Raw genomic sequence first — 13,032 nt, 5'->3', positions numbered from 1 at the left:
GCCGGTACGACTTCAGAATGAACCCTGACCGGAGACGATCAGCAGGATGGGGCAACAAAAATGAAGAAACGAACCGGATATTTTGCCGGTTCCGGTAAAAATTCTGCTCATGTTTTTCTTGAAACTCCCTTATGAAATAAATAATAAAAAAGCAGTCAATAAATATTTCCCAAAGATAATTATTGTTATTATTTATAAATGTTACATTTAAATGATTTCATTTTGAAGCATATAAAAACGTGATTTGATAACACTTAAGAATAAGACATGTTTCATATAGGTTTCAAGGGCTTATAATTTTTTATACTGGCACTCAAAAAAAACAACAAACCTGATTTTAGGTGAATAAATTCATTAAAAACTTTCCGTGAATCAGGTTTTCAATACTGGATTCATCAATTTTCAAATTGGGTTATGATTAATGAAAAGAATCTGAAAAAATTCCGGATAAACCTGAATTAATCTTTGATTTGGCGAGGAATCAAAATGCGTTATTACCAGACTGTCCCGTTTCCCGTTGGTCCTGTTACCGTCATGGAAGAAGGGGGTGAAATCGTTTTTATCGGATTTTCTGCCGACATTGGCGATGCCGCAAAAAAGGAAACGCCCGCCATCAAGGAAGCTTTTCGCCAGTTATCGGACTATTTCGATGGAGAGCTGAAGACATTCGATTTACCCCTGAAGTTGTCCGGAACGCCATTCCAGCTCAGGACCTGGGCAGCCCTTCAAACCATTCCTTATGGCAAGACATGCTCATACGGTGACATCGCGAAACAAATCGGCAATGGCAAGGCCAACCGTGCCGTCGGCATGGCGAATCACAATAACCCCATTTCCATTGTCATCCCGTGCCATCGCGTCATTGGCGCAAACGGCTCATTGACCGGTTATGGTGGGGGATTGCCCATCAAGCGACAATTGCTCGAACTGGAAAAACATTATTCGCGCGATCATAATTCTTCTCTTTTCTGAAAAAATGCCACTTCAGAAAACAGAACAATTCTGCATTTTGAAAATCATAAATTATCATTATTATTCAAAATCTTGTTTATACATTCTAAAGTGATTTATCTAATATAAAATTCCATTTTGACAATTTTATAACTTCTAAATCATTAGCTTAAAACTAATAATTCATCATCCAGCCTAATTGATCCGAAGCGTTCTTTTTCCTATGCTGTCAACATCGAAGCCTTATCTGAAAGGAGACACTCCATGTTGCAGCAAACATCGTCACCGAAAAGGTGGGATACCCGGCGACAAGAAAAACAGGCGCGGATAGAGCGTCTTGGCCTGAAAGGGAAAGTGCTGCCGACAGACGATCTGCCGGCTATGCTGGAAAAACTGATCGCGCCGGGCGACAGGGTAGTGCTGGAAGGGAACAACCAGAAACAGGCTGATTTTCTTTCCCGCATGCTCTCACAAACGAGCCCTGACAAACTGCATGACCTTCATATGATCATGCCCAGCGTCAGCCTGCCGGAACATCTTGACCTGTTCGAAAAGGGAATCGCCCGCAAAATCGACTTTTCCTATTCCGGCGCGCAAAGCCTGCGTATGTCGCAGCTGCTGGAAGACGGCCTGCTTGAAGTCGGCGCGATCCATACCTATATCGAGCTGTATTCCCGCCTGTACGTCGATTTGATCCCGAACGTCGCACTGGTCGCCGCTTACAAGGCCGACAAAAACGGCAACCTTTATACCGGCCCCAGCACAGAAGACACCCCGGCAATGGTCGAGGCAGCCGCTTTCAAGAACGGCATCGTCATCGCACAGGTCAATGAACTGGTCGACGACGTCACCGACCTGCCGCGTGTCGACATTCCCGGCTCATGGGTCGATTTCGTCGTCGTGGCCGACAAGCCGTTTTTCATCGAACCGCTCTTCACCCGCGATCCGCGCCTGATCAAGCCTGTCCATATCCTGATGGCGATGATGGCGATCAAGGGCATCTACGCAAAACATCAGGTCCAGTCCCTAAACCACGGAATCGGTTTCAACACCGCCGCCATTGAACTGCTCTTGCCGACCTATGGCGAGCAACTCGGCCTCAAGGGAAAAATCTGCAAGAACTGGACATTGAACCCGCACCCGACCCTGATCCCGGCCATCGAATCCGGCTGGGTTGAAACGGTACACTGTTTCGGCGGTGAACTGGGCATGGAAGACTATATCGCCGCGCGTCCCGACGTTTTCTTCACCGGCTCCGACGGTTCCATGCGATCGAACCGGGCGTTTTGCCAGATGGCCGGGCAGTACGCCGTCGACATGTTCATCGGTTCCACCCTGCAAGTCGATCCCGTCGCCAATTCCTCGACCGTCACCAAAGGCCGCGTTTCCGGCTTCGGCGGTGCGCCGAACATGGGACACGACCCGCACGGCCGCCGTCACGCCACCCCGGCATGGCTGGACATGATCGAAGGAGGCGACCTGCTCGAACGCGGCAGGAAGCTGGTTGTCCAGATGGTCGAAACGTACCAGTCCGGTGCCTCACCGACCTTCGTCGACAATCTGGACGCGGTCGATGTTGCACGGGAATCCGGTATGCCGCTGGCTCCAGTCATGATTTACGGCGACGACGTGACTCACGTCCTGACGGAAGAGGGTATTGCTTACCTCTACCGCGCCAAATCGCTGGAAGAACGCAAGGCGATGGTTGCAGCGGTCGCCGGTATATCAGACGTCGGCATGGGTGCAGACCCGAAAACCGTCAAACGCCTGCGCGAGGAAGGCAAGGTCGTTTTCCCTGAAGACCTCGGCATCGCCCGCACGGACGCGAAACGTTCCCTGCTGGCGGCAGGCAGTATCGCCGAACTCGTCGAATGCTCGGGCGGCCTCTACAATCCGCCTGCCCGTTTCAGGAGCTGGTAATGAACCCATCCATCAACATAAACCACGACCGGGCGGAAGAACTCGCAGCCCATCTGGCGAATCGGGCCACAGAGGCCCTGCTGGATGAAGCGCGGCTGACGCCAAAACCCGGACTGGTCGACCGTCGCGGATCGGGCGCGCATAAAGACATGAATCTGGCGATGCTCGAAACCTCAGCCGAATGTCTGACGCCGACCTTTATCGCGATGGCGCACGCAGGATGGAGAAGGGTGCCTGATGCAGCCTTGCGCCGACAAATCGGAGCCATCGGACGGGAAGGGGAAAAAACCATGTTGGCAACCACCGGCGGCGTCAATACCCACCGTGGTGCCATCTGGTCGCTCGGCCTGCTGGTCACGGCTTTTGCCATGCATGAAGGCCAGTCCGGGATCGTCCAAACGGTATCGTCGGCTGCCCGTCTTGCAAGCCTGCCCGATACAGCCTGTCCACCCGTCTTTTCGAAAGGCCGGTACGCCAGCCACCGCTATAAAGTTCCCGGCGCGAGGGAAGAAGCCCAACAGGGATTCCCGCACGTCATGAAACTGGCTCTGCCACAACTTGCCAAAAGCAGGCGGGAAGGTGCCAGTGAAGACGCGGCGCGTATCGACGCACTTCTGGCCATCATGACGTCCCTGCCGGATACCTGTGTACTCTCACGAGGCGGCATCAAGGCCCTGACTGACATGCGCAGCGGTGCCCGCGCCATTCTGGTTCAGGGCGGCATCGGCAGCCATGAAGGGCGCAAAACATACGACATTCTGGAAGCAGGCATGATGAAGGCAAACGTCTCCCCGGGCGGAGCGGCTGACCTGCTGGCAGCAACATTGTTTCTCGATGGTATGGAACATACCGCCATCGTGCAAGGAGGAAAACGAAATGGAACGCATTGAACTGCAATACACCGGCAGCAAGACTGCCAGAAACAGGGCCCTGTCCGGTGTCGTTGGATCGGGCGACATGGAAGCATTGTTCGAACCCGGCAAAGGAAACAAACTGTCCGTCTCGATCAAAACTTCGGTCGACGGCAGCACACCTCGCTGGCAACGCCTTTTCGACCGGATTTCCATCACAGGCAGCCTGCCGTCGGGAAAACTGGTCATCCACGACTTCGGTGCCACGCCCGGCGTTGCCCGTTTGAGAATTGAACAGGTTTTCGAGGAGGCCAGCCATGACTGATTCCCGTTTTATCGAACTTTCCGCCCGCGAACGGGCAAAAGGACTTCTGGACGCAGGCACGTACCGTGAACTGCTCGGCCCGTTTGAATACATCATGTCACCCTGGCTTGAGCCCCAGAACATCGTTCCGGCCGCTGACGATGGCATGGTCGTCGCCAAAGGCACCATCGCTGGCAAACCTTCCGTCGTGATTGCCATCGAAGGCACCTTTCAGGGCGGCAGCATGGGTGAAGTCTCCGGCGCGAAAATGGCTGCGGCACTGGAACTCGCCGCTGAAGACAACCGCAAGGGCATCCCGACACAGGCTGTCCTTTGCCTTGAGACCGGTGGCGTCCGCCTTCAGGAAGCCAATCTGGGGCTGGCCGCGATTGCCGACATTCATGCCGCTATCGTCGATTTGCGTCGTTATGTCCCGGTTATCGGCATTGTTGCCGGAACGGTCGGCTGTTTCGGTGGCATGTCGATTGCCGCTGCCCTGTGCAGCTACCTGATCGTCACCCGGGAAGCACGTCTCGGCCTGAACGGCCCGCAGGTCATCGAACAGGAAGCCGATATCGACGAATACGATTCCCGTAACCGTCCATTTATCTGGAGCCTGACTGGCGGTGAAGCCCGGGAACGTAACGGATTCGTGGACAAGCTCGTGGACGACTCCCTCGCTGCCGTAAAAGCCGCGACCGTCGAATGCATGGAAAAAGGAAAACCGGCCAGCCTGCGCAACGAACGTTACGACGAATTCCTGACCCGTCTGAATGCGTTCGACACGCGCCAGCAGGCCGATGCGAAACTGACCGCCGAACTCTTTGCGAAAGGAAACCGCTCATGAACACCGACAACAAAATCAGGGGCAACGGCGACATCTGGTTCGACCTTTTCGCCGGGCAATTCAGACAACGCGAAGGGCAGTGCGCTTCCGTGAAAGTCGCCGACGGCGTGCTCGATGGACAGGCTGCCCGCATCATCGCAGTCGTTCCCGACCCGGAGAACCATTATCCCCGCGCCGTCAAGGGCGAAGTCGGGCTTCTGGAAGGCTGGACACTTGGCCAGATGGTGAATGAAGCCATACAGGAAGACAGGGACAAACCGGTCAAACGGGCTATCGTCGCCATCATCGACGTGCCGTCCCAGGCTTACGGCCGCAGGGAAGAAGCCTTCGGCATCCATCTGGCACTGGCTGCCGCTGCCGGAGCCTATGCCAACGCCCGTCTGGCCGGTCATCCGGTCATCGGCCTGATCGTCGGCAAGGCCATGTCCGGCGCGTTTCTGGCACACGGTTATCAGGCCAATCGCCTGATCGCCTTGAACGACAGGGACGTGATGATCCACGCAATGGGCAAGGCTTCCGCTGCCCGCATTACCCTGCGCACGGTTGAAGCGCTTGAAAAACTCGCATCAACCATCCCGCCGATGGCTTATGATATCGCCAATTACAAAACGCTTGGCCTGCTGGAAGAACTGATCGACGTTGCCGATCCGAAACACCCGACACAGGCGGAAGTGCAAACGGTCAAGGCAGCTGTGACCAAGGCTATCGAAACCGCGCGCAGGGAAGGCGTGATGCTGACCAACCGTCTCGGATCGCCCAACCGTGCCAGCACGTCACTGGTACGCGAGCGCATGAGGGCCGAATGGAACGCAGCCTGAACCGAAAGGGAAAAGAGTGATGAAACCGTCTGAAACAGTACCCGTATCAAGCATACCCGTGCGAGCATACCGGCCACACGACATGCTGTGGACAGACGGTTTTGACGCCCTGATTCCGGATGATCCATTGCCTTCATGGGTAAACGAACAGTGGAATGCGTCTCTCCCTCTCATCGTCCGGCGTGACCATTCCGCCAGAGGCCTGATTCCAGTCGGCATTAGGGCAAAAGAAAAGCACCAGCGGGCACCGGCATGGATTGCCCCTGAAAACGTGTCAAAGCGGCTCTCGCCGGAAACCCTCATCATGGACAGGGAAAAACTGTTTTCTTTCCCCTTTGCCGATGCAAAACCCGTCCGCGCCATTTTCGAACTACTGGAACTGGAACTGCCATTCGCATGGGGACCGACCGGCAGTTGCGCGTATGCACTGGCAAGCGGACGAGCCGTCATGCATGCCGAAAGCGATCTCGATATGCTGATCCGCTGCAACGAACCCGTTTTGCCGGAAGCATTCGCGCCTCTGGCTGAAAAATGGGACAGTTTGCCCTGCAAAACAGACATCCAGATTGAAACCCCGTTCGGGGCATTTGCCCTGAAAGAATGGGTACGGGAAAAGGGCAGGAGGGTTCTTCTGAAAACCGACTTCGGCCCGATCCTGACGACCGATCCCTGGAATGAAAACAGGAACACACCATGAACCGGATTCTTTTTACCTATCCCGGACAGGGTGCTCAAATACCGGGCATGCTGCACAGCCTGTCCCAAACATTTCCATGTCAGACATGGCTCGATAAAGCCAGCGAGGCGCTGGGCGAAGATGTCATGGCACTGGATACAGCTGATGCCCTGAAACGTACCCGTGCTGTCCAGCTCTGCATCCTGATCGCGGGTGTTGTCATGGCTGATCGTCTGATACAGGAAAAAATGCTTCCCGATTTCGTCGGCGGTCTTTCCATTGGCGCTTTTCCGGCTGCCGTCACGTCCGGTGCTCTGGATTTTACCGATGCCCTGAAAGTCGTTTCCCTTCGCGGCGAACTGATGGAAAGCGCTTATCCCGATGGTTACGGCCTCTCCGCCATCAGTGGCCTGATCGAAAAAGACGTCGAAACGCTGATCGCTGCCGTCCAATCGCCCGACAACCCGGTTTATCTTGCCAACTATAACGCCACCGATCAATTCGTCATCGCCGGAAGTGAGGCCGCCATGCAGGCCGTACTGGAAAAGGCGCGCGAAAAGGGCGCGACCAAAACCGACCGGCTGGCTGTTGCCGTCCCGTCGCATTGTCCCTTGCTGGGGCAGGCCGCTCAAAAACTGTTCGAAGCCATCCGAAAGGTGCCATTCAAACGCCCGGCCATAGCCTATCTTTCCGGGAGTACCGGCCGCGTTCTCTGGCAGCCCGAGAGAATTGCCGACGACCTTGCCTTCAATATGGCCCGTCCGCTTTACTGGGCCAATGCCATGACCGCAGCGTATGAAAGAGGCGTGCGGCTGGCCGTTGAAATGCCACCCGGATCAGTGTTGACCGGACTGGCGAAACGGGTCATGACCGAAGGGGATGCCGTATCAATCCAGCAGGAGGGATTTAATACGGTTTTGAGGCTTGGACAGCGGAAGAGGACAGGATAAAGCAGGCCAGTCCATAAGCTGAAAGAGAACGAACCGCTTCAGTTCCTGCCGTTTTTACGAATACCGTCCTGAAAACTGTCAGACGGTATATGAAGCCGTGTCAGACGTGAAACGTTGACCCGGTTGCGGGCCTGCCATAAATCATGGGCATTCTGCATTGCCAGCCATGCTTGCCGTGAGCTGCCGATAACCTCTGAAAGACGCACGGCTATTTCCGAAGTAACTGTGCATTGATGCCTGCTCTCGAACCGTTTTCGAAAAAAAGTTTCAGACCTTTATGAACAAAGCTTTTAATCCTGTTCAATATGGTGCGTGTAACGTTACACGCATAATGTCATCAAAAAATCTTTCGCCAGAGTATATTCAAAGCCATTCTCAAGACTGATCATTTGCCTGCCGCGTAATCATCCTCGCTTCGGCAACCAGCGCCAGCATGTCCGGATCACGTTCACGTGTTTTCGGGAAAACCAGTGCAACCGTCTGACTTGTCTGGTATTTTTCTTCCAGCGGAAGCAATCTGACCGAATTCTCGAACACCTTTTTTACCCGTTTCGGCACCAGCGAACAGCCAACCCCGGCCTGTACCAGATTCATCAGGGAAAAGATATCGTTTAACCTCGTCACGACTTCCGGTTTGAAACCGGCCACGTCAAATGCCTGCGAAAAACTCTGCGCCGTCGCGAAACCTTCATTTAAGGTCACGAATTTTTCATTGGCGAAATCAGCCAGATCGATCGTATCAGTAACCGGTTTTGTCGCTGAAACCGGCATGGCGAAATAAATGTCGTCTTCAAACAGGGGTAATATGTCGAGCCCGGCCAGTTCCGCTTTTGCATCCGAAACTGAAACGAGAGCAGCGTCGAGCTGGCCTTCGTCCAGTCCCGCCAGCAGGTTCTGGTTGGAATTCATTGTCAGGTCAATTTCCATTTCAGGACGCCTGCGCTTCAAGCCCATGATCAGCTTCGGTACGATTTCAAGCGTCAGCGAATAGAGGCAACCCAGCTTCATCCGCCCACTGCCATATCCGGCCGCCTGCCGTGTCGCCTCGATGGCGCGACGGGTCACCATCAACACTTCTCCGGCGTAATGCGCCAGTGTATGCGCCGCTGGAAGAGGGCGCAGATTCCGCCCCTCGCTGGCATAGAGCGGGCAGCGAAGTACTTCTTCAAGTGAATGGAGTGCCCTGTGGACGGAAACACTGCTGAGTCCCAGGGCTTCAGCCGTGCGTGCCATGTTTTTCTTTTCCATGAAAGCCAGAAAAATTTCAAGCTTTCTGATCGTCAGTTCGCTATCTATCATGATAAAAAAGTAAACCCGTCAATCGATTTTGCCTTGTCTGATGACTATTTCAAACCATTAGGCACTACAATAACAGAACATCTCTTTCAGAAGCAAAAATGGCGATAACGATCATTGAAACAGGATCTCCTCCTGAATCCGTACTGGCACGTTGTGGACAAACGGCCGACTGGTTTCTGGCTGCGCTCGCGAAAATCGGCAAAAAAGCTGACGTAATCAGACCTTATCTCGGAGAAAAACTGCCCGAACCGGTATCCGTTACCGCTGCCATCATTACAGGCTCGTGGAGCATGGTAACCGACAGGGAAGAATGGAGCGAAAGAATCGCCGAATGGATTCGGAAAGCCATGCCTTTCGACATCCCGCTTTTCGGGGTCTGTTACGGCCATCAGCTCATGGCACATGCCCTTGGCGGTATCGTCGGCGACAATCCTGCCGGAGGTGAAACCGGCCTTGCCGATATCGAATTGACACAGGCAGGCAAACGCAATCTTTTGCTGGACAATTTTCCGGAAAATTTTCCTGCCTGCGTTTTTCACCGCCAAAGCGTATTGAAACCACCGAAAGACTGCGACATTCTGGCCGTGTCCAAAAAAGACAGATGCCAGATACTCCGTTATGGGACCAGTGCTTTCTCTGTCCAGTTTCATCCTGAATTCACATCAGAAATCATTGAATCGGCATGTCATACCATCGGCACGAAACCGGATACTCTTTCAGCATTGACTTCTCAAAAAACGAACTGGCCTTTACGACTTTTGCATAATTTTTGCCGGATTGCCGAAGATATCGGCTAAATCGTAATTTTCCCATCCCTTCCACTTGCTTTTTAACGGTTTTTAAAAATTAATGGCATATTTTCCGGAGAGAAAATAAACAAAAAGGTATATAAACATAGCGTTTACCCACCTTATTCAAAAGCCCCAAAAAAGTTTCTTTCCGACCATAATTTTTTGTGTCATATATGCAAATGTTTTCCGAAGGACCCGGTTTTATGAAAATAACCTCATCATTCGACACAAATGAAAATGCGCAGCTCTATTCAGAGGCTGCGCATTATTTTGGAAAAAAACGGATTATTTTGCCTTGACGTAATCACCTGCAAGCGTTTTTCCGTCTGAGCAGAAAAGGCCAAGATCGTTTTTGTCATTTGCTTTGGACGTGAAAACGTTCATGCTTTCAGCCCCGGTCGAGCGGATAACCATCGTGCTTTTCAGATCCGGATTGGCGGTTTGAAGCGGCACTTCGATCTGGTCATTGACAATCTTGCCGTTGCCATTGAAAGTACAGCCTTCTTCCATGCCATCCGCAGCAAATGAAACAGACACACCGTTTTCAGCATTCCCAAGAATGGTCAGCGTTTGCATATTGCCATTCAACATACTGTCGCCGGACATTTTGTAGCGTCCTGAAAAGTCGGAAGCGACTTTGGGCTGTACCTTCTTCAGCGTATATTGATCTGCCATCGATTCGGAACGTTTTCCTTCCTTGTTCGTCATTTCGATTGCATCCGGTGATTTGACAATGAAGTATTTCGTGTCGAACGGGAAAGTCACTGTAACAATGCCTTTCTCCATTTTCCAGGTACCCATTTCGGAAAGAGATGCACCATCTGTATTTTCATACAGGGAAGTATCGACTACCGTTCCATCAGGATTGAAGGTAATGGCATATTTAATGCCTGCACAGTCGGCACAGGGAATGGTACCCGTATACATGCCTTGTGGAGGAGTATCGTTTTTGGGCGCCTTGCTACAGGCAGCAAGCGCAGCCAGCATGAATAGTGAAACCAGAAAAAGGGAAAATCGCTTCATAATGTCTCCTGGGATGTCCTAAGTTGAAAAATTCAGGAAGAATTAAAACCAGAGTAAGGCTAACTCACACAAAATCCCGGGAAGTGACACAAATCAGAAAGCGATCAGAAAATGGCACGAAAAGAAAAAAACGGTAAAAGAAGATGATTTTTTGCCGAAAAAAGAACCGGACGACTCAATATGAATGCGTCCGGTTCGTCGACAATACCAAAATCAGGCGATTTTCGGCTGTCCATCCGAAGCAGTGGTGCCTCCATCGACCGGAATGCATGCCCCGTTAATGAAACTGGCGTCATCGCTTGCCAGAAAAGCCATTACGGACGCGACTTCTTCAGGTTGTGCCGCACGGCCGAGCGGAATCCGTTCATTGAATTTTTCCTGAACTGCCGCGTCGAAGCCTTTCGTCATGTTCGTCTTGACCAGACTCGGACAAACGGCATTGATACGAACGCCGGACAAACCGTGATCCAGCGCCATCGCACGCGTCAGGTTGGCAACGGCCCCCTTGGAAGCACAGTAAAAAGCCGCACCCCAATCACCTCCCAGACCGGAAACAGAAGCGGTATTGATCATGCAACCCTTTGATTTGATGAGATGGGGAAGGGAATATTTTGCACCGAAAACAACCCCGTCGATATTGATGGCGGAAATGCGCCGCCAGTCATCCAGTGTCGTTTCCAGAATCGAACCAATGACATGGACACCTGCATTGTTGATCATGACATCGAGTTTGCCACATCTTTTGACCGTCTCGGCAATCATGTTTTCAACCGCTTTCGCGTCTGAAACATCGACAAATACGGCAAATGTTCGATCGGAAGGAAGGGAGGCCGCCAATTTTTTCACATCGTCCATGACATAATCGGCAGCGACGACAGTGGCCCCCCCGGAAGAAAAACGCTTTGCCGCAGCGGCGCCAATACCGTTACCGGCTCCCGTAATCACAACCACCTTGTTCGTAAATCGATTCATAGCCGTCTCCATTGAAGTTTATTTCAAAAAGACAGACATAAAACCCGAAAGTTGCGGATATAACGGATTGTGAAATTTTTCCGAAGGAAAAGTGGACAAAAAAAAGCCTCATTTTCATGAGGCTATGAGATGTTTTTTTGTAAAAATACGATGCTCGATCAAAGTCCCGATGATTTCAATGGGCAAGATATCCGATCGCAAGGAAGGAAAATCCTCATTCAAGGGCACCAGTTCGAAAGTCATCTTGCCGGAATTATCCAGACCTTTCGGGCGATATTTCCTGAAGATCAGTTCTTTCTTTTCCCCACATTTTGCTACCACGAAATCGCCCGGTTCGGGTACGGCCATCGGATCGAGAATGATCCAGTCGCCTTCCTGAAAGACCGGTTGCATGGAATTGCCCGATACCTCAAGGGCATAAGCGCGCGAGGACAGATTAGAATGAGTGAACAACCAGCCCAGAGGATCACCCAATGCAGGCGCGGCAGCCGTCGAATTCACTTTCAATGCCTGATCAGGCCGAATAAGTGGAATCTGGCTGGTTTTGGAAAACAGCTGTGACGAATTGCAAAGCACATTCAGGGACATTGGGCCACTACCGGTTTCCAGCCACAAGGCGGAACATCCGATCACCTCCTGAGCCTTCAACATCCCCTGTTTCGAAATGCCTCTTTCCTGCCAGTTATGAATCGTTTGCGGAGAGGCATTAATCGCCCTGGCCAGTTCGGACTGGCCATGTATGCGCTTCAAAACCCTAGCTGCTTCGTATAGACGTTTCATTTGTTCATGCATACAAAACATTGTCTCGATTTTTCAAGTGAAGTGTTACACGTAATGTTTGACGGACTCATCAACAAAACGTTTAAACATAAATGGATACACAGGCCTATCCTGAGATGTCAGGAACGTGATTGCCAAACTGCAATTATTTCGTTTTGGCAAATGTAATTTTCTCTGTCCGAAGCTTATGAATAGTGAAGTCCGTCTTCATAACAGATAAGCATGATTTTCGAATACTTAATAACGAAACCCGTAGTTTATAAAATATTATAATTGCAGGGCAAGCGGACTGGGCAGGAATTAATACAATATGATAAAGCTCAATGAACCGTATCATGCGGCATTCAGCCATTTTTTTAAATCCGGAATTTTTTATACTGGTATGAAAAAAGGCCCTGTGAAAACAGGGCCTTTTTACGGATTCATGCCGAATCCGTCAAACTGGTGCCCGGGACCGGCACCACAAACGTCTTTATTTATAAGGCTTTCAACAGATATATCCGTAATTCATCCGTTTCTGACACGCTTTTTTATAACGCTATCATGATAACTTTCGGCCCATTTTATTACTTGCTCCGCTTTCCAAAGCGGATGACCGTAGCCGCCTGATTGTGTTGGTAATCTGATCGGTTTTGGAAAATCCGGGCGCGGTGTGTACCGCGTCAGTTGGTTTTTTGAGACCCGCAAATAAGAAGATACGTCGTCAGAATCCCATAATGCAACGCTGATCGGTACTGCAGGGCGAATTTTACCGGCGACCGCTGAAGCAAGTTTATCAAGTATATCTGTTTCCATCTTATGCCGTCCTCGTTAATTTCAAAGTTCCTGTTCTGCGATCCTGTTCTATCTG

The 13,032-nt window shown here is 51.5% G+C and carries 15 protein-coding genes; 9 read left to right on the top strand and 6 right to left on the bottom strand.

Annotation, left to right across the window (positions count from 1 at the left end; genetic code table 11):
- Nucleotides 1-486: 486 nt before the first annotated feature.
- The 8 genes from BRW83_RS06990 to mdcH all read left to right on the top strand — a co-directional run bounded on the left by BRW83_RS06990 (nt 487) and on the right by mdcH (nt 7,317).
- Complete coding sequence (locus BRW83_RS06990; protein ID WP_005880547.1) at nt 487-972, top strand: methylated-DNA--[protein]-cysteine S-methyltransferase; 486 nt, start codon at nt 487-489, stop codon at nt 970-972.
- Nucleotides 973-1,215: 243 nt separating this feature from the next.
- Nucleotides 1,216-2,871, top strand: a complete 1,656-nt coding sequence (gene mdcA / locus BRW83_RS06985; protein WP_005880548.1) for a malonate decarboxylase subunit alpha — start codon at nt 1,216-1,218, stop codon at nt 2,869-2,871.
- A complete protein-coding gene (locus BRW83_RS06980; RefSeq protein WP_005880549.1) occupies nt 2,871-3,761 on the top strand; it encodes a triphosphoribosyl-dephospho-CoA synthase in 891 nt (296 codons plus the stop codon). The genes mdcA and BRW83_RS06980 overlap by 1 nt, the downstream gene beginning before the upstream one ends.
- On the top strand, nt 3,748-4,047 hold the full coding sequence (gene mdcC, locus BRW83_RS06975; protein WP_005880551.1) for a malonate decarboxylase acyl carrier protein: 300 nt from the start codon (nt 3,748-3,750) through the stop codon (nt 4,045-4,047). Before BRW83_RS06980 ends, mdcC begins: the two co-directional genes overlap by 14 nt.
- The gene (locus BRW83_RS06970) at nt 4,040-4,873 is read left to right on the top strand and encodes a biotin-independent malonate decarboxylase subunit beta (RefSeq protein ID WP_036602867.1); all 834 of its coding nucleotides are present in this window, start codon (nt 4,040-4,042) and stop codon (nt 4,871-4,873) included. The genes mdcC and BRW83_RS06970 overlap by 8 nt, the downstream gene beginning before the upstream one ends.
- A complete protein-coding gene (gene mdcE / locus BRW83_RS06965; protein WP_036602869.1) occupies nt 4,870-5,691 on the top strand; it encodes a biotin-independent malonate decarboxylase subunit gamma in 822 nt (273 codons plus the stop codon). The genes BRW83_RS06970 and mdcE overlap by 4 nt, the downstream gene beginning before the upstream one ends.
- 19 nt (nt 5,692-5,710) lie before the next feature.
- Nucleotides 5,711-6,388, top strand: a complete 678-nt coding sequence (locus BRW83_RS06960) for a malonate decarboxylase holo-ACP synthase (protein ID WP_050757718.1) — start codon at nt 5,711-5,713, stop codon at nt 6,386-6,388.
- Nucleotides 6,385-7,317, top strand: a complete 933-nt coding sequence (mdcH, locus tag BRW83_RS06955; protein ID WP_005880553.1) for a malonate decarboxylase subunit epsilon — start codon at nt 6,385-6,387, stop codon at nt 7,315-7,317. The genes BRW83_RS06960 and mdcH overlap by 4 nt, the downstream gene beginning before the upstream one ends.
- A gap of 38 nt (nt 7,318-7,355) precedes the next feature.
- Here mdcH and BRW83_RS11705 read toward each other — a convergent pair whose 3' ends face one another.
- Complete coding sequence (locus BRW83_RS11705) at nt 7,356-7,523, bottom strand: helix-turn-helix domain-containing protein (RefSeq protein ID WP_155811809.1); 168 nt, start codon at nt 7,521-7,523, stop codon at nt 7,356-7,358.
- Nucleotides 7,524-7,692: 169 nt separating this feature from the next.
- Nucleotides 7,693-8,616 carry a LysR family transcriptional regulator gene (locus BRW83_RS06950; protein ID WP_005880554.1) on the bottom strand — a complete coding sequence of 308 codons (924 nt, stop codon included), beginning with the start codon at nt 8,614-8,616 and terminating at the stop codon, nt 7,693-7,695.
- Between the two features lie 98 nt (nt 8,617-8,714).
- Here BRW83_RS06950 and BRW83_RS06945 point away from each other — a divergent pair, with 98 nt between their 5' ends.
- Complete coding sequence (locus BRW83_RS06945; protein ID WP_005880555.1) at nt 8,715-9,413, top strand: glutamine amidotransferase; 699 nt, start codon at nt 8,715-8,717, stop codon at nt 9,411-9,413.
- Nucleotides 9,414-9,692: 279 nt separating this feature from the next.
- On the opposite strand, the gene BRW83_RS06940 is transcribed toward BRW83_RS06945, so the two are convergent.
- The 4 genes from BRW83_RS06940 to BRW83_RS06925 all read right to left on the bottom strand — a co-directional run bounded on the left by BRW83_RS06940 (nt 9,693) and on the right by BRW83_RS06925 (nt 12,977).
- A complete protein-coding gene (locus BRW83_RS06940; protein ID WP_005880556.1) occupies nt 9,693-10,430 on the bottom strand; it encodes a copper resistance protein NlpE in 738 nt (245 codons plus the stop codon).
- A 213-nt stretch (nt 10,431-10,643) separates the two neighbouring features.
- Nucleotides 10,644-11,402, bottom strand: coding sequence for a meso-2,3-butanediol dehydrogenase (gene budC / locus BRW83_RS06935; RefSeq protein WP_005880557.1), 759 nt, complete (start codon nt 11,400-11,402; stop codon nt 10,644-10,646).
- Nucleotides 11,403-11,516: 114 nt separating this feature from the next.
- Entirely contained in the window at nt 11,517-12,182 is a 666-nt protein-coding gene (locus tag BRW83_RS06930; protein ID WP_231284476.1) for a LexA family protein, read from the bottom strand.
- A gap of 507 nt (nt 12,183-12,689) precedes the next feature.
- Entirely contained in the window at nt 12,690-12,977 is a 288-nt protein-coding gene (locus BRW83_RS06925) for a helix-turn-helix transcriptional regulator (RefSeq protein ID WP_086131798.1), read from the bottom strand.
- Nucleotides 12,978-13,032: the final 55 nt, after the last annotated feature.

The organism is Oxalobacter formigenes, assembly GCF_002127965.1.
Lineage (GTDB): Bacteria > Pseudomonadota > Gammaproteobacteria > Burkholderiales > Burkholderiaceae_D > Oxalobacter > Oxalobacter formigenes.
The sequence above is the reverse complement of the archived record's forward strand: the minus strand, read 5'-3'. Positions and strand labels throughout refer to the sequence as shown.

What these genes read in the sequence shown, in the direction of transcription:
- BRW83_RS06990 (WP_005880547.1), top strand. Translation starts at nt 487, where the DNA reads ATGCGTTATTACCAGACTGTCCCGTTTCCCGTTGGTCCTGTTACCGTC.
- mdcA (WP_005880548.1), top strand. Translation starts at nt 1,216, where the DNA reads ATGTTGCAGCAAACATCGTCACCGAAAAGGTGGGATACCCGGCGACAA.
- BRW83_RS06980 (WP_005880549.1), top strand. Translation starts at nt 2,871, where the DNA reads ATGAACCCATCCATCAACATAAACCACGACCGGGCGGAAGAACTCGCA.
- mdcC (WP_005880551.1), top strand. Translation starts at nt 3,748, where the DNA reads ATGGAACGCATTGAACTGCAATACACCGGCAGCAAGACTGCCAGAAAC.
- BRW83_RS06970 (WP_036602867.1), top strand. Translation starts at nt 4,040, where the DNA reads ATGACTGATTCCCGTTTTATCGAACTTTCCGCCCGCGAACGGGCAAAA.
- mdcE (WP_036602869.1), top strand. Translation starts at nt 4,870, where the DNA reads ATGAACACCGACAACAAAATCAGGGGCAACGGCGACATCTGGTTCGAC.
- BRW83_RS06960 (WP_050757718.1), top strand. Translation starts at nt 5,711, where the DNA reads ATGAAACCGTCTGAAACAGTACCCGTATCAAGCATACCCGTGCGAGCA.
- mdcH (WP_005880553.1), top strand. Translation starts at nt 6,385, where the DNA reads ATGAACCGGATTCTTTTTACCTATCCCGGACAGGGTGCTCAAATACCG.
- BRW83_RS06950 (WP_005880554.1), bottom strand. Translation starts at nt 8,616, where the DNA reads ATGATAGATAGCGAACTGACGATCAGAAAGCTTGAAATTTTTCTGGCT.
- BRW83_RS06945 (WP_005880555.1), top strand. Translation starts at nt 8,715, where the DNA reads ATGGCGATAACGATCATTGAAACAGGATCTCCTCCTGAATCCGTACTG.
- BRW83_RS06940 (WP_005880556.1), bottom strand. Translation starts at nt 10,430, where the DNA reads ATGAAGCGATTTTCCCTTTTTCTGGTTTCACTATTCATGCTGGCTGCG.
- budC (WP_005880557.1), bottom strand. Translation starts at nt 11,402, where the DNA reads ATGAATCGATTTACGAACAAGGTGGTTGTGATTACGGGAGCCGGTAAC.
- BRW83_RS06930 (WP_231284476.1), bottom strand. Translation starts at nt 12,182, where the DNA reads ATGAAACGTCTATACGAAGCAGCTAGGGTTTTGAAGCGCATACATGGC.
- BRW83_RS06925 (WP_086131798.1), bottom strand. Translation starts at nt 12,977, where the DNA reads ATGGAAACAGATATACTTGATAAACTTGCTTCAGCGGTCGCCGGTAAA.